The sequence below is a fragment of the Paracoccus sp. UBA889 genome, from assembly GCA_002294185.1.
GTDB lineage: Bacteria > Pseudomonadota > Alphaproteobacteria > Rhodobacterales > Rhodobacteraceae > Paracoccus.
Genome location: DBFD01000041.1, coordinates 46,366 through 68,168, shown reverse-complemented (window position 1 = coordinate 68,168; position 21,803 = coordinate 46,366). Strand labels below are relative to the sequence as shown.

At 66.6% G+C, this 21,803-nt stretch carries 21 protein-coding genes; 14 read left to right on the top strand and 7 right to left on the bottom strand.

What is annotated here, in order from left to right:
- From B4L36_RS07055 to der, 9 genes are all read left to right on the top strand, one after another.
- Positions 1-249, top strand: a 249-nt coding sequence (locus B4L36_RS07055) for a hypothetical protein (RefSeq protein WP_292954412.1), incomplete at its 5' end; no start/stop codon positions are given.
- A complete protein-coding gene (locus B4L36_RS07050) occupies positions 250-585 on the top strand; it encodes a sarcosine oxidase subunit delta (RefSeq protein WP_292954409.1) in 336 nt (111 codons plus the stop codon).
- Entirely contained in the window at positions 582-3,509 is a 2,928-nt protein-coding gene (locus B4L36_RS07045; protein WP_292954406.1) for a sarcosine oxidase subunit alpha family protein, read from the top strand. Before B4L36_RS07050 ends, B4L36_RS07045 begins: the two co-directional genes overlap by 4 nt.
- A complete protein-coding gene (locus tag B4L36_RS07040) occupies positions 3,502-4,020 on the top strand; it encodes a sarcosine oxidase subunit gamma (protein ID WP_292954403.1) in 519 nt (172 codons plus the stop codon). The genes B4L36_RS07045 and B4L36_RS07040 overlap by 8 nt, the downstream gene beginning before the upstream one ends.
- Before the next feature lie 152 nt (positions 4,021-4,172).
- Positions 4,173-4,772, top strand: a complete 600-nt coding sequence (locus B4L36_RS07035) for a superoxide dismutase (protein WP_292954400.1) — start codon at positions 4,173-4,175, stop codon at positions 4,770-4,772.
- 86 nt (positions 4,773-4,858) lie between these two features.
- Complete coding sequence (locus B4L36_RS07030; protein WP_292954397.1) at positions 4,859-5,869, top strand: metallophosphoesterase; 1,011 nt, start codon at positions 4,859-4,861, stop codon at positions 5,867-5,869.
- Positions 5,870-5,992: 123 nt separating this feature from the next.
- Complete coding sequence (locus tag B4L36_RS07025) at positions 5,993-6,694, top strand: tetratricopeptide repeat protein (protein ID WP_292954394.1); 702 nt, start codon at positions 5,993-5,995, stop codon at positions 6,692-6,694.
- A 39-nt stretch (positions 6,695-6,733) separates the two neighbouring features.
- On the top strand, positions 6,734-8,056 hold the full coding sequence (locus B4L36_RS07020; protein WP_292954391.1) for a PQQ-binding-like beta-propeller repeat protein: 1,323 nt from the start codon (positions 6,734-6,736) through the stop codon (positions 8,054-8,056).
- Entirely contained in the window at positions 8,053-9,537 is a 1,485-nt protein-coding gene (der, locus tag B4L36_RS07015) for a ribosome biogenesis GTPase Der (protein ID WP_292954388.1), read from the top strand. Before B4L36_RS07020 ends, der begins: the two co-directional genes overlap by 4 nt.
- A gap of 2 nt (positions 9,538-9,539) precedes the next feature.
- Here the strand turns inward: der and B4L36_RS07010 are convergent, their stop codons facing one another.
- Positions 9,540-10,313, bottom strand: coding sequence for a hypothetical protein (locus tag B4L36_RS07010; protein WP_292954385.1), 774 nt, complete (start codon positions 10,311-10,313; stop codon positions 9,540-9,542).
- A gap of 83 nt (positions 10,314-10,396) precedes the next feature.
- Positions 10,397-11,689, bottom strand: coding sequence for a serine--tRNA ligase (gene serS / locus B4L36_RS07005; RefSeq protein ID WP_292954382.1), 1,293 nt, complete (start codon positions 11,687-11,689; stop codon positions 10,397-10,399).
- 217 nt (positions 11,690-11,906) lie between these two features.
- Between serS and meaB the strand changes: the two genes are divergently transcribed.
- The 3 genes from meaB to rpmB all read left to right on the top strand — a co-directional run bounded on the left by meaB (position 11,907) and on the right by rpmB (position 14,603).
- Positions 11,907-12,881 (top strand): methylmalonyl Co-A mutase-associated GTPase MeaB, encoded by a 975-nt coding sequence (gene meaB / locus B4L36_RS07000; RefSeq protein ID WP_292954379.1) that lies wholly within the window; start codon positions 11,907-11,909, stop codon positions 12,879-12,881.
- A 67-nt stretch (positions 12,882-12,948) separates the two neighbouring features.
- The gene (locus B4L36_RS06995) at positions 12,949-13,995 is read left to right on the top strand and encodes a bifunctional transcriptional activator/DNA repair enzyme AdaA (RefSeq protein WP_292954376.1); all 1,047 of its coding nucleotides are present in this window, start codon (positions 12,949-12,951) and stop codon (positions 13,993-13,995) included.
- 308 nt (positions 13,996-14,303) lie between these two features.
- On the top strand, positions 14,304-14,603 hold the full coding sequence (gene rpmB / locus B4L36_RS06990; RefSeq protein WP_292954373.1) for a 50S ribosomal protein L28: 300 nt from the start codon (positions 14,304-14,306) through the stop codon (positions 14,601-14,603).
- A 131-nt stretch (positions 14,604-14,734) separates the two neighbouring features.
- On the opposite strand, the gene B4L36_RS06985 is transcribed toward rpmB, so the two are convergent.
- Positions 14,735-15,421, bottom strand: a complete 687-nt coding sequence (locus B4L36_RS06985; RefSeq protein WP_292954370.1) for an arylesterase — start codon at positions 15,419-15,421, stop codon at positions 14,735-14,737.
- A 141-nt stretch (positions 15,422-15,562) separates the two neighbouring features.
- Here B4L36_RS06985 and B4L36_RS06980 point away from each other — a divergent pair, with 141 nt between their 5' ends.
- Complete coding sequence (locus B4L36_RS06980; protein ID WP_292954580.1) at positions 15,563-16,126, top strand: L,D-transpeptidase; 564 nt, start codon at positions 15,563-15,565, stop codon at positions 16,124-16,126.
- A 1-nt stretch (position 16,127) separates the two neighbouring features.
- Positions 16,128-17,180 carry a tRNA 2-selenouridine(34) synthase MnmH gene (mnmH, locus tag B4L36_RS06975; protein WP_414692151.1) on the top strand — a complete coding sequence of 351 codons (1,053 nt, stop codon included), beginning with the start codon at positions 16,128-16,130 and terminating at the stop codon, positions 17,178-17,180.
- Between the two features lie 104 nt (positions 17,181-17,284).
- On the opposite strand, the gene B4L36_RS06970 is transcribed toward mnmH, so the two are convergent.
- Genes B4L36_RS06970 through B4L36_RS06955 form a run of 4 tightly spaced genes read right to left on the bottom strand, consistent with a single transcriptional unit; the run spans position 17,285 to position 21,795 of the window.
- Positions 17,285-18,091, bottom strand: coding sequence for a purine-nucleoside phosphorylase (locus B4L36_RS06970; protein ID WP_292954367.1), 807 nt, complete (start codon positions 18,089-18,091; stop codon positions 17,285-17,287).
- Positions 18,075-19,040, bottom strand: coding sequence for an ABC transporter permease (locus tag B4L36_RS06965; RefSeq protein WP_292954575.1), 966 nt, complete (start codon positions 19,038-19,040; stop codon positions 18,075-18,077). Before B4L36_RS06965 ends, B4L36_RS06970 begins: the two co-directional genes overlap by 17 nt.
- Positions 19,040-20,137 (bottom strand): ABC transporter permease, encoded by a 1,098-nt coding sequence (locus B4L36_RS06960; RefSeq protein WP_292954364.1) that lies wholly within the window; start codon positions 20,135-20,137, stop codon positions 19,040-19,042. Before B4L36_RS06960 ends, B4L36_RS06965 begins: the two co-directional genes overlap by 1 nt.
- The gene (locus B4L36_RS06955; RefSeq protein ID WP_292954361.1) at positions 20,137-21,795 is read right to left on the bottom strand and encodes an ABC transporter ATP-binding protein; all 1,659 of its coding nucleotides are present in this window, start codon (positions 21,793-21,795) and stop codon (positions 20,137-20,139) included. The genes B4L36_RS06960 and B4L36_RS06955 overlap by 1 nt, the downstream gene beginning before the upstream one ends.
- Positions 21,796-21,803 lie beyond the last annotated feature (8 nt).

Here is a 21,803-nt window from a genome sequence, read left to right as displayed (position 1 = left end):
TATTGTCACATGATCAACGGTCATATGCTCTGCGCTGCGCGTCAGGGGCGCGCAATGTTTCGGGTGGGCAGGACCGCCGAGCCCGCAGCATTGTCTTTGCCGGGAACCGGGCGAATGGTCCAGCGGCACCGTGAGATGCCGGGATATGTCTGGCTGTCCGGCCCGCCGCTTTCCGACGACACGATTCGCATCCGCCTGGCGCGGATGGCCCTGTCCCATGTCATGACCCTGCCGCCCAAGGACATCTGAATGCTGATCCTGACCTGCCCCTATTGCGGAATTCCCGCCGAGGAAACCGAGCTTGCCCCCGGCGGCGAGGCACATCTGACGCGCATAGGCCCCAACGGTGCCGATACCGAATTCGAGGCCTACATGTTTGCCAGGAAGAACCCGAGAGGCGTCCATTTCGAACGCTGGCGGCACGCCTATGGCTGCGGCAAATGGTTTCTTGCGGCCCGCGATACAGCAACCTTGCAGGTCTATGGCACATACGAGGCGCAGAACACCCGACCCCCGGCGCGTATCGTCAAGGCGATTCGCGCCGCTCGTCCCGATTGGCAATCTGACTGGACCGACGCCGAATGACGCACACGCCCCCCTTCCGTCTGCCCGGCGGCGGCCGCCTGATCGACCGCGCCTATCAGGTTCCGTTCCGCTTCGACGATCGCCAGTTGCGCGGGCTTCAGGGCGATACGCTGGCCTCGGCGCTGCTGGCCAATGGCCAGATGCTGATGGGCCGGTCCTTCAAGTATCACCGCCCCCGCGGGCCGCTCGCTTCGGGCGCCGAGGAACCCAACGCCCTGTTCGGTCTGGGCGAGGGTGGCCGGTTCGAGCCCAACCAGCGCGCCACCACCACCGCCCTTCTGCCGGGCATGACGCTGCGCAGCCAGAATTGCTGGCCATCGCTGGATGCCGATATCGGTGCGGTGAACACGTGGCTTGCGCCGCTGTTGCCGGCCGGCTTCTACTACAAGACCTTCATCCATCCGCGGCCCTTCTGGAAACATGTGTTCGAACCCATCATCCGCCGCAGCGCCGGGCTGGGTCGCGCGCCGACGGATGCCGATCCCGACCGCTACGAACAGGCCTACGGACATGTCGATACGGTCGTTGTCGGCGGCGGCATCGCCGGTCTGCGGGCGGCGCTGGACGCCGCGCAGGCGGGTGGCAGCGTTGTGGTTCTGGAACAGGGCGCAATCTGGGGCGGTCGGACGCCCGTCGATCACAAGGGCGGGCAGAAGGCGGTGGACATGCTGCTGGACCGGTTGCGGGGGATGAAGAACGTCACCCTGCGCCGCAATACGATGGCGACCGGACTTTACGATCACGGCTATCTTCTGGCGCGCGAGGCGCTGGCCGACCACGACATCGAGGCAGCCATCCCGCGTCAGCGGTTGTGGCGCATCCGGGCTGGACGGGTCATCACCGCGACCGGCGCGCTGGAACGGCCGCTGGCTTTTGCCTGCAATGATCTGCCTGGTGTCATGCTGGCATCGGCCGTTCGGGATTTCATCACCGATTACGGCGTCGCACCGGGCCAGAGGATCGTCGTGGTCACCAACAACGACGACGCCTATCGCACCGCCCTGACCGCCAGGGCGGCAGGTCTGGATGTCACGGTTCTGGATGCCCGCACCGGTGCCGATGGCGATCTGCCGCAGGCCGCGCGGGCGCAGGACATCAACGTCCTGACCGGCACCGCGATCGCCAGGGTCAGGGGCGGGCGGCATGTGGAAAGCGTGGTCCTGTGCGATCAGGCGGGTGACGGCACACCGATCGGGTCGCTCGATTGCGACGTGGTCGCGATGTCAGGCGGCTGGTCGCCGGTCGTCCACCTCTACAGCCATTGCGGCGGCAAGCTGATCTGGGACGAAGGCCAGGCCATGTTCCGCCCCGATCCCGACCGTCCGCCGCTGGGTGCCGACGGTCAGGGCAATGTCACCGCCACCGGCGCCGCAAACGGCGATCTGCGCTGCGCCGGCGATCCGGAGCGCGAGGAAAGCGCCACCCTTCCGGTCTGGTGCATGCCCCAGGAGGCGCCCTACAAGCTGCGATCGAAGATGTGGCTGGATTTCCAGAACGACGTGAAGGTCAGCGACGTCGAACTGGCCGCGCGCGAAGGCTATGCCAGTGTCGAACATACCAAGCGATACACCACGCTCGGGATGGCGACGGATCAGGGTAAAGTCAGTAATATCAATGGACTTGCCGTTCTTTCCAATGCGTTGCGACAACCCGTTCCGGCAACCGGAACGACAACCTTCCGCCCGCCCTACACGCCGCTGACGCTGGCCACGATCGCCGCCGAGGCGCGGGGCGAGGCGTTTCAGCCGCTGCGCAAGACGCCGATGCATGACTGGCACCAGCGTCACGGTGCCTCGTGGGAGCCCGTCGGCCACTGGCGCCGACCCTATTGCTATCCGCAGGTGGGCGAGGACCGCCACGCCGCCGTCAACCGCGAAATCAGGATGGTGCGCGGCGGGGTGGGCACTCTCGATGCCTCGACTCTCGGGAAAATCCTTGTGAAAGGGGCGGATGCGGGCCGCTTCCTCGACATGCTCTATACCAACATGATGTCCACGCTGCCGGTCGGAAAATGCCGCTATGGCCTGATGTGCAGCGAGAACGGATTTCTCATCGACGATGGCGTCGTCGCGCGGCTGACCGAAGATAGCTGGTTGTGCCACACCACCACCGGCGGGGCCGAACGGATCCATGGTCACATGGAGGACTGGCTGCAATGCGAATGGTGGGATTGGCAGGTCCATACCGTCAATCTCACCGAACAATTCGCCCAGATTGCCGTGGCCGGCCCCAGGGCGCGCGACCTGTTGCAGCGGCTGCCCGGCAGCATCGATCTGTCGCAGGACGCACTGGCCTTCATGCAATGGACCGAGGGCGATATTGCCGGCATTCCGGCGCGCATCTATCGCATCAGCTTTTCGGGCGAATTGTCCTATGAGATCGCCGTGCCGGCCGGGCGCGGGCTGGAATTGTGGACCAAGCTGCACGAGGCCGGCCGCGATCTGGGTATCACCCCCTATGGCACCGAGGCGATGCATGTGATGCGCGCGGAAAAAGGTTTCATCATGATCGGGGACGAGACCGACGGCACCGTGATCCCGCAGGACCTGGGTCTGGACTGGGCGATCTCGAAGAAGAAGTCCGACTATATCGGCAAGCGGGCGCAGGCTCGCAGCCACATGACCGACGGCGCGCGCTGGAAACTGGTCGGGCTGGAAAGCCTTGACGGCCGGGTCATCCCGGATGGCGCCCATGCGGTGGACGAAGGCAGGAACGCGAATGGCCAGCGCAAGATGCAGGGGCGTGTAACCTCCAGCTATCATTCGCCGACGCTGGACCGCCCGATCGCGATGGCGCTGGTGCGCCATGGCCCCTCGCGGATGGGGCAGGTGCTGGAATTTCCCATGCCCTCGGGCGAGGTGATGAAGGGCCGGATCGTCGAGCCGGTCTTTTACGACAAGGAAGGGAGCCGTCTGAATGGCTGAGCCGCTTGCGAATGTGGCCCGCGTGGACGGGCTGGGCATGATCGCCATCCGCGCGGATCTGGCGCGGTCGGGCGATGCCATCGCCGAGGCCGCGGGCCTTGCGATTCCCTTGACCACGCGCATCGTCACCGATGGCGACCGCGCCCTGGGATGGATGTCGCCCGACGAATTGCTGCTGGTCCTGCCCGGCGCGGATCTGGCCTCGGCACTGACCGCGCTGAGGGATGCGTTGACCGGCGAACACGCGCTGGTCGTCGATCTGTCCGACGCGCGCGCGGTCTTCGACGTGACCGGGCCCCATGCCGGCGACGTGATCGCCAAGCTGAGCCCCGCCAACCTGGACGCGATGCCTGGCGACGGGCTGCGGCGGTCGCGGGCGGCCCAGGTGGCCGCCGCATTCTGGCGCATCGACGGCGGCTTTCGCGTCATCGGCTTTCGTTCGACCGCCGATTATCTTGGCCTGGTGCTGCGGAACGCGGCCATACCGGGAAGCGGGCTTGCGCCGCGCTGATCGGCTGTCGATCGGCGCCGGCTTTCCGCGACGATCGGGCGGGCATTTCTCAGCCTTTGCAGGAACCTGCCCGCACCCCTTGCGTTGATCCGGCGAATGCGGGACGGTGCGCCCCGACCTGCAAGCTCAACCCTTTCAGAAAGGAGAGGAAAATGGCTTTCACGCTTCCCGATCTTCCCTATTCCCACGACGCGCTGGCGGGCGCGGGCATGTCCAGAGAGACGCTGGAATACCACCACGACAAGCACCACAATGCCTATGTCGAAAAGCTGAACGAACTGATTGCCGGTTCCGAATGGGAGGGCAAGTCGCTTGAGGAGATCGTCAAGGGCACCTATCAGAAGGGTGCCGTGGCGCAGAACGGCATCTTCAACAATGCCAGCCAGCATTGGAATCACAGCCAGTTCTGGGAAATGATGGCGCCGTCGTCGTCGTCGATGCCTTCCGAGGTGGAAAAGGCGCTGACCGACAGCTTCGGCTCGGTCGATGAATTCAAGAAACAATTCGCGGCCAAGGGCGGCGGGCAATTCGGCTCGGGCTGGGCGTGGCTGGTCAAGAAATCTGACGGTTCGCTGGACGTCACGTCGACCGAGAACGGCGTCAACCCGCTGTGCTTCGGACAGACGGCGCTTCTGGGCTGCGATGTGTGGGAACACAGCTACTATATCGATTTCCGCAATGCGCGCCCGAAATATCTGTCGAACTTCCTCGACAATCTTGTGAACTGGGAAAACGTCGCTTCGCGCATGTAGCCGGCGGGACGATGATGATATAGGGAAAATCCCGCCGGAGATGATCCGGCGGGATTTTCTCTGTCGATTCGGACAAGGAGGAGAGGATGGTCAAACGGCGCCGCCTTCCGGACCGCCAGCGCCCGCTGGCTGTCGGATCTCTGGCTCTGGCCGGTCTGGCGGGCCTGGCGGCCTATGCCCTGTGGTACGAACCCGCCATGTGCCTGCGTCTTGTCCGGTGGCGGGTCGCATTGCCCGGCTGGCACGGCCGGCGGCCGTTCCGGCTGGTCATCATATCGGATCTTCACGCGGGCGCGCCGCATATCGGACTGCGCCGGGTCCGTCGGATCGTGCGCCGGGCCAACGCTTTGCAGCCGGATCTGGCGATCCTGCTGGGCGATTATGCCGCAGCCCATCCCTTTACCTGGAGCGGCACCGGCAAGCGCGACATCATCGAGAGGCTGCGGGATTTCACCTCTCCCAACGGTCTTTATGCGGTGCTGGGCAATCACGATTGGTGGCAGGATGCCGATGCCCAGGCACGCCGCGCCGGTCCGACCCAGGCGCATCGCGAACTGGCGCGGGTGGGGATACCCTGTCTGGAAAACCGCGCCGTGCGGATCGGACGGGGCGATGAAGCGTTCTGGCTGGCCGGTCTGGGCGATCAGCGCCCCTTCCAGGAGGGGCCGCAAAGCGATGGCATGGACGACCTGCCGGCGGCCTTGCGCGATGTGACCGACGACGCGCCCGTCGTCCTGCTGGCCCATGAACCGGATATCTTCGGATTGCTGGGCGCGGCGGACCGCCATGTCGCACTGACGATTTCGGGACATACCCATGGCGGTCAGGTCCGGATCATGGGCGGGGCGCCGCTGATCAATGCCTCGGACAACGAGACCTGGAGCTGGGGACGCTATGACGACGATGCCGGGCGCAGCCTGATCGTGTCCGGCGGCATCGGCTGTTCGGTCCTGCCGATGCGGCTGGGTGTGCCGCCCGAACTGACCGTGATCGACCTGGTGCCGCCGGACGAGGATGCCAGCCGCGAAAAGAGAGAGGCACGCAAACGCTACGAGGCCATGCGCCGCGCGGGGCAGCTGGTGCCGGAAGGCGGCTGATCGAACCGGTCCGACGCCGGTCCTTGCGGCTGGCGCGGCCCGGCGATCCGCCCGCCCGGCATTGGCATTCCCATCGCCGTCGTTATAAGACGGGCGGCAAGAACGACAGCGCGGAAGACGGCCATGGCCAACCAGAATGACAGTTTCATCGACGAAGTGACCGAGGAGTTGCGGCGCGACCGGCTGTTCCGGCTGTTCCGCCGCTGGGGCTGGGTTGCTGTCGTCCTGATCGTGGCGCTGGTGGCGGGCGTGACCTGGCGCGAATACGCGCAGTCGCGCGACCAGGCCGAGGCCCGCGCCTGGGGCGATGCGATCCTGTCGGCCGAGACTTCGGGCGATCCGGCGGCGATCATGAAGGTCGATCCCGACGGGTCGAAAAGCCGCAAGGCGCTGGCGGCGCTGCTGGCCGCGGGCGCCTGGGCCGAGAACGGTGGCAATGATGCCGCGGCCGAGGCCTTGCGCAATGCGGCAGGCGACAATGCGGGCGACAGCGTGCTGGGCGATCTGGCCGATCTGAAACTGGTCATGATGGCGGGGCAGGACATGGACCCCGCCATCCGCGACCAGATCCTGTCGCGGCTGTCGCGGGCAGGGGCGCCGTTCGAATTGCTGGCGCTGGAACAGAAGGCCGTGGCGCTGATCGAGGCCGGGCGCAACGACGACGCGATCACGCTGATCCGGCAAATCCAGGCCAAGAACGGGCTTAGCGAAGCCTTGCGCCGCCGGCTTTCGGAGATGATGATCGCCCTGGGCGTCGAGCCCCAGCCGGCCGAGACCATGCCGAACGAAGCCATGCCGACGGAAACCACGCCCAATGCGGGCTGATCGCCCGCGGCCGAGATGCGAAACGAGGGAGAGGCGAGGATGGATGCCACGCTGCGACTGACCATGGCCCTTGCTGCTGCGCTGAGCCTTGCCGCCTGCCAGCGCGAGATCATCCTGCCCGGCGAACGGCTGGACCCGCTTGCGGTGACCTCGCCCGACGGACCCGCTGTCCAGGGCCCGGCGCCCGTCACCTCGACCGCGCTGTCGCTGGCGCCGCCGCGTCTCAACTCCGAATGGACCCATCGTGGCGGCAACGCCGCCCACCAGCCGGGCCATGTCGCGCTTGGCGGCGGCACCAGCCGTGTCTGGACCGCCGATATCGGCGAGGGCAATGACCGCCGCCACCGGATCGCCGCCGATCCCATCGTGGGTGGTGGTCGCGTCTTCACGCTGGACAGCCGCGCCCGCGTCACCGCGACGGCGCTTTCGGGCGGCCGCGCATGGTCAACCGATGTGACACCGGCGCTGGAAAACCGCGACAGCGCCTCGGGCGGCGGGCTGGCCTATGAGGGCGGCCGCGTCTATGTCACCACCGGCTTCGGCGAACTGGTCGCGCTGGACGCGACCAGCGGTGCGGTGCTGTGGCGGCAGCGCGTCGGTGCGCCCATCGGCGGCGGCCCGGCGGTCGCGAACGGCGTCGTCTATGTGGCCGCGCGCGACAATGTCGGCTGGGCCGTCCGCGCCGCGGACGGCAAGGTCCTGTGGCAGACATCGGGGATCGTGTCCGAGGCAGGCGTCATGGGCGTCTCGGTGCCCGCGGTGCAGGGCGACACCGTCGTCTTTCCCTTCTCGTCGGGCCAGTTGACCGCCGCCGACACGCAGACCGGCGCGACCAGATGGAACGCGCAGATCGCCGGCACGCGCACCGGGCGCGCCATCGCCGTGATCCGCGACGTGACCGGCGATCCGGTGATTTCGGACGGCACGGTCTATGGCGGCACCTCGTCCGGACGGATCGACGCGGTCGATCTTGGTTCGGGCATTCAGGACTGGTCCGCGAAGGACGGCGCCAACAGCCCGGTCGCGGTCGCGGGCGGGTCGGTTTTCGCGGTCACCGACGAGGCCGATCTGGTTCGACTCGATGCCGCGACCGGCGGCGTCATCTGGCGCGTCGATCTGCCCTATTATACCGATTCCCGCGTGAAGAAGCAGGACCGCATCTATTCCCATTTCGGCCCGGTGCTTGCCGGGGGGCGGCTGTTCGTCGCCTCGTCGGACGGCGTCCTGCGCGCCTTCGACCCGGCCTCGGGCCGTCTGGTCGGACAGGGCGACATTCCGGGCGGAGCGGCTTCGGCCCCGGTCGTGGCGGGACAGACGCTGTATGTCGTCTCGCGCGCGGGACAGTTGCACGCCTTCCGATGAGCTTTACCCTCGCCATCGTCGGTCGGCCCAATGTCGGCAAATCAACCCTGTTCAACCGGCTGGTCGGCAAGCGCCTGGCGCTGGTCGACAACCAGCCCGGCGTGACCCGCGATCTGCGCGAAGGCGCCGGCCGCCTGGGCGATCTGCGGTTCGTCGTGATCGACAGCGCGGGGCTGGAAATGGCCGATGACGACAGCCTTCAAGGCCGGATGCGCCGTCTGACCGAGCGCGCCGTGGACGAGGCCGATATCTGCCTTTTCGTGGTCGATGCCCGCGTCGGTGTGACGGCCGCGGATGAATACTTCGCCGAAATCCTGCGCAAGCGCGCGCGCCATGTCATCGTGGCCGCCAACAAGGCCGAGGGGATGGCGGGCGAAGCCGGCGCACTCGAGGCCTGGTCGCTGGGTCTGGGCGAACCCTTGCGCATCTCGGCGGAACATGGCGAGGGGATGGATGATCTCTATCGGGTGCTGATGCCGCTGGCCGACCGGGTCGAGGCCGAGCGGCCCGAACCCGTCGCCGCGCTGACCGATGTGGACCTGTCCGAAGCCGATGCCGCAAGTGGTGAAGGCGCCGAAGAATGGCGCCCCTCCGATGCGCGTCCGCTGCAATTGGCGGTGATCGGGCGTCCCAATGCAGGCAAGTCCACGCTGATCAACAAGATCATTGGCGAGACTCGTCTGCTGACCGGCCCCGAAGCCGGGATTACCCGCGATTCGATCAGCGTGGCGACGACGTTCATGGGCACGCCCATGCGGATCTTCGACACCGCCGGGATGCGCAAGCGTGCCAGAATTACCGACAAGATCGAGAAGCTCTCGGTCGCCGACGGCTTGCGCGCGGTGCGGTTCGCCGAAGTGGTGGTCGTCCTGCTGGACGTGGCGATTCCCTTCGAGCAGCAGGATCTGCGCATTGCCGATTTCGCCGAAACCGAAGGCCGCGCCGTCGTCGTTGCCGCCAACAAATGGGATCTGGAAGACGACAAGCCCCACAAGCTGAACGAACTGCGCGCCAGTTTCGAACGTCTGCTGCCACAATTGAAGGGGGCACCGCTGGTCACCGTCTCGGCCAGGACCGGCAAGGGACTGGACCGGTTGCACGCGGCGGTCATCAAGGCACACGAGGTCTGGAACCGTCGCGTTTCCACCGCGAAGCTGAATCGCTGGCTGGAGGCGATGACCGAAAGCCATCCGCCCCCCGCGCCCGGTGGGCGGCGGATCAGGCTGCGCTACATGACCCAGGTGAAGACCCGCCCCCCCGCCTTCATCGTCAAGGCCACGCATACCGACAAGCTGCCCGACAGCTATCAGCGCTATCTGGTCAACGGCTTGCGCGTCGATTTCGACATGCCCGGCACGCCGATCCGGCTGTTCTTCCGAGATCAGGGCGGCGACAACCCCTATCGCGCAAAGGCCGGCAAGATCAGCCAGTCCGGCGCGCTTTCGAAACACAGGGTGCGGCAGAAACCCAAGGGCGGCTGATCCTAGCTGGCGGCCTCGATCAGCACCATCGCCATCGCCGAGACGCCCACGATCGCGGCCATGGCGATCATCGGGCTGGAACCCATGGTCGTGGTCGCCAGCGCAACGAAGGCCCAGATAAGCGCCGTCGGATAGGTGATTGACGGTCCGATCCTGCCCTGCGCCGCAAGGCCGATCAGCACGCCCGGCAAAATCGCCAGAACCGCGGCCTGGGCGATGGTCAGGCCGAGGCGTTCGGCCAGGATGGCGGCCAGGGCCGCGATGCCGGTCGCGGTGCTCCACCCCGCCAGAAAGCCGATCGCTGGCCGGTTCGAACGTCGCGCGCGCCTGGCCGCGATGACCGTGGCCAGCACCATGAACAGCGCGCCCAGCAGGACGGGCTCGTTCTGCCGGTCCACCATCCAGGGCCAGGCTGCGCCTGCAAGCAGCGCCAGCGACAGGGCCGGCCAGACGACATTCGGTCCCGCTGCGGCGGCGAAAGAATAATCCTCGGACGATTCGCGAAGCTGCGTGATCGCGTCCAGGGCGAGGCTGAGCCACAGAACGATCAGCAGCGCCCACATCAGCGGATTTTCGGGGCTCATGTACAATTGCGGCAACGCAAGCGTTTGGGCGGCGTCGCTTGCTGCCGGCACGCCCGGCAGTACCACCGCGCCGTCCGAGCCCTGAAACGCTGCCAGCAGCGGCGCGGGACGGGATTGCACCGCATAGGCGAAGCTGCTGCCGACGAATAGCAGCGTGGCGGAGCCGTGAATGATCTGGCCGAAGCGTTTCATGGCGGCAGAACGCGGCGGCGGGCGAATTTGTTTCGCTGCCGCCGCTTTGCCGCCCGGCACCGCCCTCGCGCCGGGAAGACCGCTCAGGCCAACGTGCCGTCGGCGCTCAGCCGGCTCGCCCCGCCCAGATAGGGATGAAGCGCGGCGGGCAGATCGACGGATCCATCGGGCTGCTGACCGTTTTCCAGCACGGCGATCAGTGTCCGGCCCACGGCCAGACCCGACCCATTCAGCGTGTGGACGAATTCCGGCTTCCCGCCGCCCTCCGGGCGATAGCGGGCATTCATCCGGCGCGCCTGGAAATCGCCGCAATAGCTGACGCTGCTGATTTCGCGATAGCGATCCTGGCCGGGCAGCCAGACCTCGATGTCGTGGGTAATGCGGGCACTGAAACCCATGTCTCCGGTGCACAGCACGATGGTCCGATAGGGCAGGTCCAGCGCCTCCAGCACCGATTCGGCACAGCGCGTCATGCGGGCATGTTCGGCCAGACCGCTGTCGGCATCGGTGATCGAGACCATCTCGACCTTCTCGAACTGGTGCTGGCGCAGCATCCCCGTGGTGTCGCGGCCTGCGCTGCCCGCCTCGGACCGGAAACACTGGCTGTGGGCGACCATGCGGCGCGGCAGGCTGGCCTGATCGACCAGATCGCCGTGGACAATGTTCGTCAGCGTCACCTCGGCCGTGGGAATCAGCCAATAGCCGTCGCGCGTCTGATAGCTGTCGTCGCCGAATTTGGGCAGTTGGCCGGTGCCGACCATCATGTCCTCCAGCACCAGGACCGGCGTCCAGGTCTCTTGCAGGGCGTTTCTGGTCACATGCAGATCCAGCATGAATTGGGCCAGCGCACGATGCAGGCGCGCCACCGCGCCCTTCAGCATCACGAAGCGGCTGCCCGACAACTTCGCCGCCGTCTCGAAATCCATGCCGGGCCGGACACCGGCGATCTCGAAATGCTCGACCGGGCCAAAGTCGAACCGGCGCGGCGTCCCGCGACGATGCAGTTCGACATTGTCATTTTCGTCGGCGCCATCGGGCACATTCTCCAGCGGCAGGTTCGGCACCCCCAGAAGCATGTCCCGCAGGCGCCCGTCCAGCGCCGCGGCCTCGGCCTGCATTCGTGCCACATCGGTCTTCTTTTCGGCCACCAGCGCGCGCAGGCGTTCGAATTCGGTCGTCTCGCCGCGGCTTTTGGCGGCGCCCACTTCCTTGCTGGCGCGGTTCTGTTCGGCCTGCGCTGTCTCGGCCTCGGCGATCTTGGCCCTGCGCTCGCCATCGAGGGCCAGGATGGCCTCGGTCACGCCTGACAGGCCGCGTCGTTGCAGCGCGGCTTCGAAACCGTCGGGATTGTCGCGAATGGCGCGAATGTCATGCATGGGACTCACCGTGGCAAAATGTCTGAGATTTGCCTAACCCAAGCCCGCGCCGGACAAAAGCCCGTCGCCTGATCCGGTCTTCGAATACCTCCCGCAGGCCACCGCCAGCCGCTGCATCATCCCATGCCCGGCGCGTTGCGCGCGCTTGGCATTTTGCCTTGGTGCAAATATCCACGGGGGTGCGGGGGCAGTCGGCCCCCGCCTGCCACGGTGCTGCATGGACGAACTTCTCGACGGATTGACAGGCGGAGACCGGCGCGCCTTGTCACGCGCGATCACCCTGATCGAATCGACGCGCGCGGATCATCGCGCGCAGGCTACGGATCTGATTGCGCGGCTGCCCGAACGAACGGCCTTGCGGATCGGACTGTCGGGCACGCCCGGCGTCGGAAAATCCACCTTCATCGAGGCTTTCGGCACGATGCTGACCGGACAGGGGATGAAGGTCGCGGTTCTCGCCGTCGATCCTTCTTCGGCGCGTTCGGGCGGCTCGATCCTTGGCGACAAGACCCGGATGGAACGTCTGTCACGCGACCCGAAAGCCTTCATCCGGCCCACGCCCGCCAGTCGCGAGCTGGGCGGCGTCGCGCGCCGCACGCGCGAGGCGATCCGGCTTTGCGAGGCCGCAGGTTACGATCTGGTCCTGATCGAGACGGTCGGCGTGGGCCAGTCCGAGACGATGGTGGCCGAGATGTCGGATCTGTTCGTGCTGCTGCTGGCGCCCGCCGGCGGCGACGAATTGCAGGGCGTCAAGCGCGGCATCATGGAGATGGCCGACCTGATCCTTGTCAACAAGGCGGATGGCGACCTGCTGGCCACGGCGCGACGCACCGTCGCCGACTACGCGGGCGCCCTGCGCCTGCTGCGCAAGCGACCGCAGGATCCCGAGGGTTTTCCCAAGGCGCTGCCCGTCTCGGCCGCGACGGGCGACGGGCTGGACGAAGCCTGGGCGCAAATCCGGCAACTTGCCGATTGGCGGCGCAAGAACGGGCATTTCGACCGGAACCGGGCGCAGCAGGCCCGTCACTGGTTCATGGCCGATGTGCGCGCCGGCCTTCTGGCGCGGTTGAATCAGCCCCGGTTGCGAAAGGAACTGGACAGGCTGGGCGAGGCGGTTGCCGCGGGCGATCTGCCGCCGGGTCTGGCGGCGGCGCGGATGCTGGATCGTCTGCACCGGGAGGACGGGAAATAGACGCCCGTTTTGGTGTCCCGAAGCCGCGCCGAATCGGCTAGAAGAAAGTAGGGGAAAGGATGTCGCCATGCTGGATCTGCCCGAAGCCGATACGCTCTATGCCGCGCTGATCGCGCGCGATGCGACCTTCGAGGGACGCGCCCTGGTCGGCGTTACCACGACCGGGATCTTCTGCCGGCTGACCTGCCCGGCGCGCAAGCCTCTGGCGCGCAATTGCCGCTGGTTCAGCCGGCCCGAGGACGCGATGGCGGCGGGTTTCCGTCCCTGCCGGCGCTGCCACCCCGCAGGTCTGAGCGCCGAGGGCGAACCGCTGGTCCGAGATCTGGTGGCGCGGCTTGGCGCCGATCCGGGACGGCGCTGGTCCGAGGGCGATCTGGTATCACTGGGGTTCGACCCCTCGACCGTGCGTCGGGCCTTCAAGCGGCATTTCGGGCAGAGTTTTCTGGCCATGGCCCGCGAGCGGCGGATCCTGGGCGGGATGCAGGCGTTGAAGGAGGGATCGCCGATGATCGAGGCACAGCTTGATGCCGGATTCGAATCGGCTTCCGGGTTCCGCAATGCCTTTGCCCGGCTTTTCGGCCATTCACCGCATCGCTGGCGCGGGCCTGCGGATCTGCGCGCCGATTGGATCGAGACGCCGCTGGGCGGCATGATCGCCATTGCCGACGACCGGTCCCTGCATCTGCTGGAATTCACCGATCGCAAGGCGCTGCGCCAGGGGCTGCGCCGCCTGTCGGCCCATGTCGGCGGTCGGATCGGTCTGGGCCGGAACGCCGTTATCGACCAGACCCAGGCCCAGCTTGCCGCCTATTTCGAGGGCCGCGATCCGCGCTTCTCGATACCCGTCCATCTGCACGGCACCGATTTCCAGCAGCAGGTCTGGCGCGGCTTGCAGAGAATACCGGCCGGCGAGACTCGCAGCTATGCGGCGCTGGCCGGGCAGATCGGTCGCCCTTCGGCCGTTCGCGCCGTGGCCCGTGCCAACGCGACCAACCGGCTGGCCCTGATCGTGCCCTGCCACCGCGTCATCGGTGCCGACGGCCGCATGACCGGCTATGCGGGCGGATTGTGGCGCAAGGAAAAGCTGATCCGGATCGAGGCCGCCTATGCCTGATTCAAGGCTTTTTCCGCGTCCCATCCCGGCCGGCGCGCCGCCGGTGCCGTTCGGTCTTCGGGATGCCGCAAGCGCCCGGTATTCCCGGTCCGATCGGTCAGCTGCGACATGCCTGCAAGGACGCAGACCCTTGACCGATCCGGACCGATCGCGTCGCGGCCGATGTCTCAGGGGGGTTGACGAAGGCGGGGCGTCGCTGTAATCACCCGCGAACGGAATTTCCGGGCGCTGCCTCGCGGCGCCCTTGTCAATTGGGCCGGACCCATCCGTCGGGAACGCCCGCCAAGCTGAGACGAAGGATCAACATCATGTCGCGCGTCTGCGAACTGACCGGCAAAGGCCCGATGACCGGCAACAATGTCAGCCACGCCAACAACAGAACCCGTCGCCGGTTCCTGCCGAACCTGAACGACGTCACGCTGACCTCGGAGAAGATGGGCCGCAGCTATTCTCTGCGGATCTCGGCCGCGGCCCTGCGCTCGGTCGATCATCGCGGCGGGCTGGACGAATTCCTGGCCCGCGCGAAGGATGGCGATCTGTCGGCCCGCGCGCTGAAGCTGAAGCGCGAGATTGCCAAGAAGGACGGCCCGGCGGAACTGCAGGCCTGAGCCCTGGCCATTGTGGCCCGATCGGCCCCGCTTCGGCGGGGCTTTTGACTGTGCGCCAGCTAATAGGGCGTCCTCACGCCTTCCGTAGTCCTGGCCTGTGATGCAGACGCGGATGCCCGCGGATCCTGGCGCTAGCCCGGGGCCTGTGCGGCGCGCGTCGCCGCCACCAGATCCTGCACCTTCGGTCCCAGGTGATCGACGATCAGCCTGATACCCTGTGACGACGGGTGGATGCCGTCGCGCTGCAACAGCGGCGCCCGGTCGTCGCGGGCGATCGCAGCCAGCGGTGCATAGAGATCGGGCAGCAACAGCGTGCCGTGACGGCGGGCGAGGCGCGGCCACAGCCCGGCCCAGGCCCGTCGCCATTCGCGCGCCCCGGCCGGGGCGCTGATGCCGATCAGAAGAACGGGACGGCCGCGCGCCGTGGCCTTCGAGAGGATCGCATCCAGATTGGCCTCGGCCCGCGCGGCGGTCCAGCCCAGAAGCATGTCATTGCCGCCCAACTCGACCATCACCGCATCGGCGCCACCGCGCAGCGCCCAGTTGATCCGCACCCGGCCGCCATAAGTCGTCTCGCCCGATAGCCCGGCATTGGTCAGCCGCGCGGGCGTTCCGCGCCGCGCCAGCCAGTCCGACAGCACGGGAACCAACCCCTCTTCGGGCGGCAGACCGAAGCCCGCGGTCAGGCTGTCCCCGAAGGCGAGGATGCTTGGACCGGCAGGCCGAGCCGACAGGCGCGCGGGCATTGCGACCGCGCCCGCAGCCGCCATGGCAAGGACGCGGCGGCGATCGGGGCGGGGGAGGTGGCGTGATGTCATGACAGCGGAATGTCGCCCGGCGGGCCGCGAATCAAGCCACGAATACGTCAGATGCGTGCAGATCAGTTGCAGGATGCCCCTCTTTTGCTGTATTCAGACAAGGAAAAGACGAACCCGAGCAGCCTGCAGGAAATGATCGCCATGAACCGCCGTCAGTTGATGTCGCTGGCCTTGCCGCTGATCGCCGCCCCGTCGCTGGGACTGGCGCAGGCTGTCACCGCGCCGGCTTCGACCCGCGACCCCTATGCGCCGACAGAAGTCGCCATCCGCAACGATTTCGAGGTCGGCAGCATCGTCGTCGTCAGTGACGACTTCTTTCTTTATCATGTGATCGCGCCGGGACGGGCGATCCGCTATGGCGTGGCCGTCGGCAAGGCCGAACTGGTCTGGAAGGGCCGTGCCCGTATCGGCCGCAAGGTCGAATGGCCCAGCTGGACGCCCACGCAGGACATGATCAAGCGCAATCCGGGTCAATATGCCAGATGGGCGGGCGGCATGCCGGGCGGGCCCACCAATCCGCTTGGGGCGCGCGCGCTGTATCTCTATAACGCGAAGGGTCAGGATACCGCGATCCGCATCCACGGCACGACCGAGCCGGGCTCGATCGGTCGCGCGGTCTCCAACGGATGTATCCGGATGCGCAACGAATCGGTGATGAGCCTGTTCGATCGGGTTCCGGTGGGAACACCCGTTTACGTCTACTGACTTGATACTGAAGCCCGCTTGCGTTGCCGATCCGGCTTTTGCCGGGTTTGACAACATCATCGATGTCCGCGCCCCCGCCGAATATGCCGAGGATCATCTGCCCGGCGCGATCAACCTGCCGGTTCTGGACGATGCCGAAAGGATCGAGGTCGGCACGATCTACAAGCAGGTATCACCCTTTGACGCGCGCAGGATGGGTGCGGCCCTGGTCGCCGCCAACGCCGCGAGGCATCTGGCGGGTCCGCTGTCCGATCGCGGCGGCGGCTGGCGGCCGCTGGTCTATTGCTGGCGCGGCGGGCAGCGTTCAGGCAGCTTTCAGACGATCCTGTCGCAGATCGGCTGGCGCGTGGCGCGCCTGGAAGGCGGCTACAAGGCGTGGCGCGGGCTGGTCGTGGATCGCGTGCAGAACGGGCCGGTCGCCGCGCCTGTCGTGGTTCTGGACGGCAATACCGGCAGCGCCAAGACGGCAATCCTGCACCGGCTGGCCATGCGCGGCGTTCAGGTGATCGATCTGGAAGGTCTGGCGCGCCACCGCGGCAGCCTGTTCGGGGCGATCGAGGGCGGTCAGCCCAGCCAGAAATGGTTCGAGAGCCGTCTGGCCATCGCGATCGAGGGGCTGGATCCCGGCCGCCCTGTGATGGTCGAGGCCGAAAGCAGCCGGATCGGACAGATCTCGGTCCCGAAGGCGATGTGGCAGGCGATCTGCGCGGCGCCCCGCATTAGGCTGGATGTCCCGGTCGCGGCGCGGGCAGCCTATTCGGCCCGCGACTATGCCGATGTGGTCGCCGATTCCGAACGGCTGGCGGCGATCATCGCGGCCTTGTCCCGGCAGCATCCGGCCGAACGCATCGCGACATGGCAGGCGCTGGCAGAGGCCGGTGCCTGGGTGGAACTGGCCGAGGGGCTGATGCGCGACCATTACGATCCGCGCTATCGGAAACACCGTTCGCGCTATGCGCAGCGCGAACGGGCGGTCGTTGCGCTGGATGATCTGCGCGACACGGATGCGGCGGCGGCGGCGGTCGAGGCTGCCCTGGCCGGTCTTCGCCTCTGAAAGAGCGTTTGGTCCTGGCAGGGCGACGGGGATATGAAAGCCGCCGCGACCCCTGCCGTTGTGCCGGCGCAGAACGTCGCGCCCGGAACCGGAATGGCAAAATGTCATCCGTGCCGATCGCGCAGGAAGCGGCGCAGCACCGCCTCCAGTTTCGCGGCGCCCTGCGGGGCCATGGCCTTGGTGTGTTCGTGGCTGATCGCCTCGTCCGACAGGCCCGCGCCCATATTGGTGATGACCGAAATCGCCGCGCAGCGCAGCCCGAGAAACCGTCCCAGGATGATTTCCGGCACCGTGGACATGCCGACTGCGTCGGCGCCCAGCGTCCGCGCGGCGCGGATTTCCGCGGGGGTTTCGAAGCTGGGGCCCGAGAACCAGCAATAGACGCCCTCGGGCAGATCGACACCCTCGTCGCGCGCCGCGGCGCCAAGTCCGGCGCGGATTTCGGGATCATGCGCCCGGGTCATGGGCACGAAGCGGGCATCGGTGCCTTCTCCGATCAGTGGGTTGGTTCCGGCAAAGGCGATATGGTCGTTCAGCAGCATCAACCCGCCGGGCGGAATGTCGGCGCGCAGCGATCCGGCCGCGTTGGTCAAGATCAGCCGGTCGCAGCCAAGCTCGGCCAGCACCTCCAGCGGCAGACGCATCGCATCCGCGCGGCCCGATTCGTAGTAATGGGCGCGTCCCCCGAAGACCGCGACGCGGCGCCCCTCGAGATCGCCGATCACCAGGTGCGGGACATGGCCCGATACGCCCGCATGGGGAAAGCCCGGCAGTTCGTCATAGGGAATGGCGGTGCCGTCTACCTGCGCCGACAGGTGGCCGAGGCCAGAGCCCAGGATGAAGCCGTATTCGGGCGCCGCCGCACCGGCGCGCGACCGGATCAGGGCGGCAAGTTCAGCGTTCCTTGACATAGGGTTCTCCGCCCGCGCGGGGCGGGATGGCGCGACCGACAAAGCCCGCGAGGATGATCACGGTCAGGATATAGGGCAGCGCGTTCATGAACATCGACGGCACCGTGACGATGCCGAGATCCAGATTGGGATAGCGGTTGGCGATGGCTTCCAGAAGCCCGAACAGGAAGGTCGCGCCAAGCGCCCCCCAGGGCCGCCATTTGGCAAAGATCAGCGCCGCCAGCGCGATGAACCCCCGCCCCGCCGTCATTTCCTTGACGAAGCCCGCCGAGAGGCTGGTGGCAAGATAGGCGCCGGCGATGCCGGTCAGGACGCCGCAGATGCCGATGGCGGCATAGCGCAGCCGCGTCACCGACACGCCGGCCGTATCGACCGAGGCGGGGTTTTCGCCCACCGCGCGCAGGCGCAGGCCGAAACGGGTGCGAAACAGCACCCACCAGGTCAGCGGCACTGCCAGGAAGGCCACATAGACCAGGATCGAGTGTCCCGAAATGAGCTGCGCATAGATCGGTCCGATGACCGGCACCTGACCAAGCGTATCGGCCAGCGGCAGGGTGATTTCCTGAAAGCGGGCGGCGCCTTGCAGCGACGGCGTCCGTCCGCCGAGGCCGAAAATCTTCTGGCCCAGCAGAACGGTCATCCCCGAAGCCAGGAAATTGATCGCCACACCGGAAATCAGCTGGTTTCCCATGAAGGTGATCGAGGCGAGGCCGTGGATCAGCGACATCGCCATCGACCCGCCGATACCGGCCAGAAGGCCCAGCCATGCGCTGCCCGTCGCATAGGCGACCGAGGCGGCGGTGAAGGCGGCCATCAGCATCTTCCCTTCAAGGCCGATATCGAACACGCCGGATCGTTCGGAATAAAGCCCCGCCAGGCAGGCCAGCAGCAGCGGCGTCATCAGCCGCACGGCGCTGTCGAGGATCTGCAGGACGGTGTTGAAATCCATCATGCAGCCCTCCGCTTGCGCAGCGCGAGGAACATCCGCTCCAGCGGCATCCGCACCATGTTGTCCAGCGCGCCGGTGAACAGGATCACCAGCGCCTGGATGACGACAATCAATTCGCGCGGGATACTGGTCCACAGCGCCAGCTCCCCTCCGCCCTGATAAAGAAAGCCGAAGAGAAGCGCGGCCAGAAAGACACCGAAAGGATGGTTGCGGCCCATCAGGGCCACGGCGATGCCGATGAAGCCCGCACCCTCGACCGCGTTCAACACCAGCCTTTCGCTTTCGCCCATGACGTTGTTGATCGCCATCAGTCCCGCCAGACCGCCCGAGATCAGCATCGCGATCACGATGATGCGCACCGGGCTGATGCCGGCATAGAGCGCGCCCGGCTCGGACCGGCCGAGGGCGCGGATCTCGTATCCCAGGCGCGTCCGCCAGATCAGCAGCCAGACCAGCAGGCAGGCCAGGATCGCGATCAGGAAGGTGATGTTGACCGGCGTGTTCTTGCCCCATTGGATTCCGATCGCCGCGGCGATGTCGGTCAGCGCCGGAAGATAGGTGCTTTCGGGGAACCGGGCCGAGGCCGGGTCCATGCTGCCGACCGGCCGCAGGATGTTGACCAGGACATAATTCAGCAGGGCCGCGGCGATGAAGTTGAACATGATCGTGGTGATCACGATATGACTGCCGCGCTTCGCCTGAAGCCATGCCGGGATCAGCGCCCATGCCGCGCCGAACAGGGCCGCGCCGATCATCGCGGCGGGCAGGGCCAGCAGCCAGTGAGGCAGCGGCACCGACAGCAGGACCAGCGCGACGCCCAGCCCCCCCATCATCGCCTGACCTTCGCCGCCGATATTGAACAGGCGCGCGTGATAGGCCACCGCGACGGCAAGGCCGGTGAAGATGAAATTCGTCGTGTAATACAGCGTGAAGCCCCAGCCATAGCTGGATCCAAGCGCGCCATCGACCATCGTCTTCAGGGCCGCGGCGGGGCTTTCGCCGATGGCCAGGATCACGAGGGCCGAAATCGCCATGGCCAGAACCAGCGAAATCAGCGGCGTCAGGATCACGTCGGCCCATTTCGGCATCTTGTCCATCAGCGCGGCCCCCCGTTCGCGGTCTCGTCCGGCAGGTCATCGACATGCCTGTGTTCAGGCGGGATGCCATCTTCGGCGGCGTGATGTTCGGTATCGGTCACGCCGGCCATCAGCAGGCCAAGCTCGCCCGTCGTGGTCTGATCGGGCAGCCGCTCGCCCATGATGCGGCCATCGAACATGACTGCGATGCGGTCGGACAGCGACAGGATCTCGTCCAATTCGACGCTGACCAGCAAGACCGCCTTGCCCGCGTCGCGCAACTCGATGATCCGCTTGTGAATGAATTCGATGGCGCCGATATCGACGCCGCGCGTGGGCTGGCCGATCAGCAGCAGGTCGGGATTGCGCTCGAGCTCGCGGGCCACCACCAGTTTTTGCTGGTTGCCGCCGGAAAAATCGCGTGCGGCCAGGTCGCAATTGCGCGGGCGGCAGTCGAAATCTTCCATGTATTTCTTGGCATCGCGGCGGATGGCGTCATTGTCCATCAGCCACCCCTTCTGGTATTCGGCTTTGTCGTGATAGCCGAAGGCGATGTTCTCCCAGGCGGTGAAATCCATGATCAGACCCTCGGTCTGCCGATCCTCGGGCACATGGCCGATGCCGCGCCTGCGCCGCGTCCGCGCGTCGGAACCGGCACCCGTCAGGTCCAGCGCCTCTCCGTTCATGCGGATCGCGCCGCTGACCCTGGCGCCCTTTTCGGGATAGCCGCCCAGCAATTCCAGAAGCTGGGTCTGGCCGTTGCCGGACACGCCCGCGATCCCCAGGATCTCGCCTGCACGGATGTCGAAGCTGATGCCGCGAAGACGCTCCACGCCCTCGTGGTCGATCAGGTGCAGATCGCGCACTTCCAGCACCGGGGCGCCGGGCCGGGCAGGGGTCTTGTCCACGTTCAGCAGCACCTTGCGGCCCACCATCAGTTCGGCCAGCGCCTCGGGGCTGGTCTCGGCGGTGCTGACCGAGGCCACCATCTCGCCGCGCCGCATGACCGAGACGGTGTCGGTGATGTCCATGATCTCGCGCAGTTTGTGGGTGATCAGGATGATCGTCTTGCCCTCGGCCTTCAGTCCCTCGAGGATGCGGAACAGATGGTCCGCCTCGGCCGGGGTCAGAACGCCGGTCGGTTCGTCCAGGATCAGGATATCGGCCTGGCGATACAGCGCCTTCAGGATCTCGACCCGTTGCTGATGGCCGACCGACAATTCCTCGATTGTTTCGTCTGGATCGACGTTCAGTTCGTATTCGTGGGCCAGTTGCTTCAGCACGCCGCGCGCCTTGGCCAGCGAAGGGCGCAGCAGGCGGCCGTCCTCGACGCCGAGGATGATGTTTTCCAGAACCGTGAAATTCTGCACCAGTTTGAAATGCTGGAACACCATGCCGATGCCGGCACGGATGGCGGTCTGGCTGTCGGCGATGGCGATCGGTTCGCCATTGACCAGAATCCGGCCCCGGTCGGGCTTGTAGAAGCCGTAAAGGATCGACATCAGCGTCGATTTCCCGGCGCCGTTCTCGCCGATGATGCCGTGGATCGAGCCCTTGGCAACGCGCAGATCGATATCCTTGTTCGCCTGCACCGGACCGAAGGCTTTCGAAATCCCCTTCAGCTCGATGGCGTAGGGGGCAGCCGTCTCCGGCCGCCCCCCTGCGTCTTGTGCCGTCATGGCCATTG

Coding starts and splice junctions, on each gene's coding strand:
- B4L36_RS07030 (WP_292954397.1), top strand. CDS start 4,859: ATGGTCAAACGGCGCCGCCTTCCGGACCGCCAGCGCCCGCTGGCTGTC.
- B4L36_RS07010 (WP_292954385.1), bottom strand. CDS start 10,313: ATGAAACGCTTCGGCCAGATCATTCACGGCTCCGCCACGCTGCTATTC.
- meaB (WP_292954379.1), top strand. CDS start 11,907: ATGGACGAACTTCTCGACGGATTGACAGGCGGAGACCGGCGCGCCTTG.
- B4L36_RS06970 (WP_292954367.1), bottom strand. CDS start 18,091: ATGTCAAGGAACGCTGAACTTGCCGCCCTGATCCGGTCGCGCGCCGGT.
- B4L36_RS07040 (WP_292954403.1), top strand. CDS start 3,502: ATGGCTGAGCCGCTTGCGAATGTGGCCCGCGTGGACGGGCTGGGCATG.
- B4L36_RS06995 (WP_292954376.1), top strand. CDS start 12,949: ATGCTGGATCTGCCCGAAGCCGATACGCTCTATGCCGCGCTGATCGCG.
- der (WP_292954388.1), top strand. CDS start 8,053: ATGAGCTTTACCCTCGCCATCGTCGGTCGGCCCAATGTCGGCAAATCA.
- serS (WP_292954382.1), bottom strand. CDS start 11,689: ATGCATGACATTCGCGCCATTCGCGACAATCCCGACGGTTTCGAAGCC.
- B4L36_RS06980 (WP_292954580.1), top strand. CDS start 15,563: ATGAACCGCCGTCAGTTGATGTCGCTGGCCTTGCCGCTGATCGCCGCC.
- B4L36_RS06955 (WP_292954361.1), bottom strand. CDS start 21,795: ATGACGGCACAAGACGCAGGGGGGCGGCCGGAGACGGCTGCCCCCTAC.
- B4L36_RS06965 (WP_292954575.1), bottom strand. CDS start 19,040: ATGGATTTCAACACCGTCCTGCAGATCCTCGACAGCGCCGTGCGGCTG.
- B4L36_RS07045 (WP_292954406.1), top strand. CDS start 582: ATGACGCACACGCCCCCCTTCCGTCTGCCCGGCGGCGGCCGCCTGATC.
- B4L36_RS07050 (WP_292954409.1), top strand. CDS start 250: ATGCTGATCCTGACCTGCCCCTATTGCGGAATTCCCGCCGAGGAAACC.
- B4L36_RS07035 (WP_292954400.1), top strand. CDS start 4,173: ATGGCTTTCACGCTTCCCGATCTTCCCTATTCCCACGACGCGCTGGCG.
- rpmB (WP_292954373.1), top strand. CDS start 14,304: ATGTCGCGCGTCTGCGAACTGACCGGCAAAGGCCCGATGACCGGCAAC.
- B4L36_RS06985 (WP_292954370.1), bottom strand. CDS start 15,421: ATGACATCACGCCACCTCCCCCGCCCCGATCGCCGCCGCGTCCTTGCC.
- B4L36_RS07025 (WP_292954394.1), top strand. CDS start 5,993: ATGGCCAACCAGAATGACAGTTTCATCGACGAAGTGACCGAGGAGTTG.
- B4L36_RS07020 (WP_292954391.1), top strand. CDS start 6,734: ATGGATGCCACGCTGCGACTGACCATGGCCCTTGCTGCTGCGCTGAGC.
- B4L36_RS06960 (WP_292954364.1), bottom strand. CDS start 20,137: ATGGACAAGATGCCGAAATGGGCCGACGTGATCCTGACGCCGCTGATT.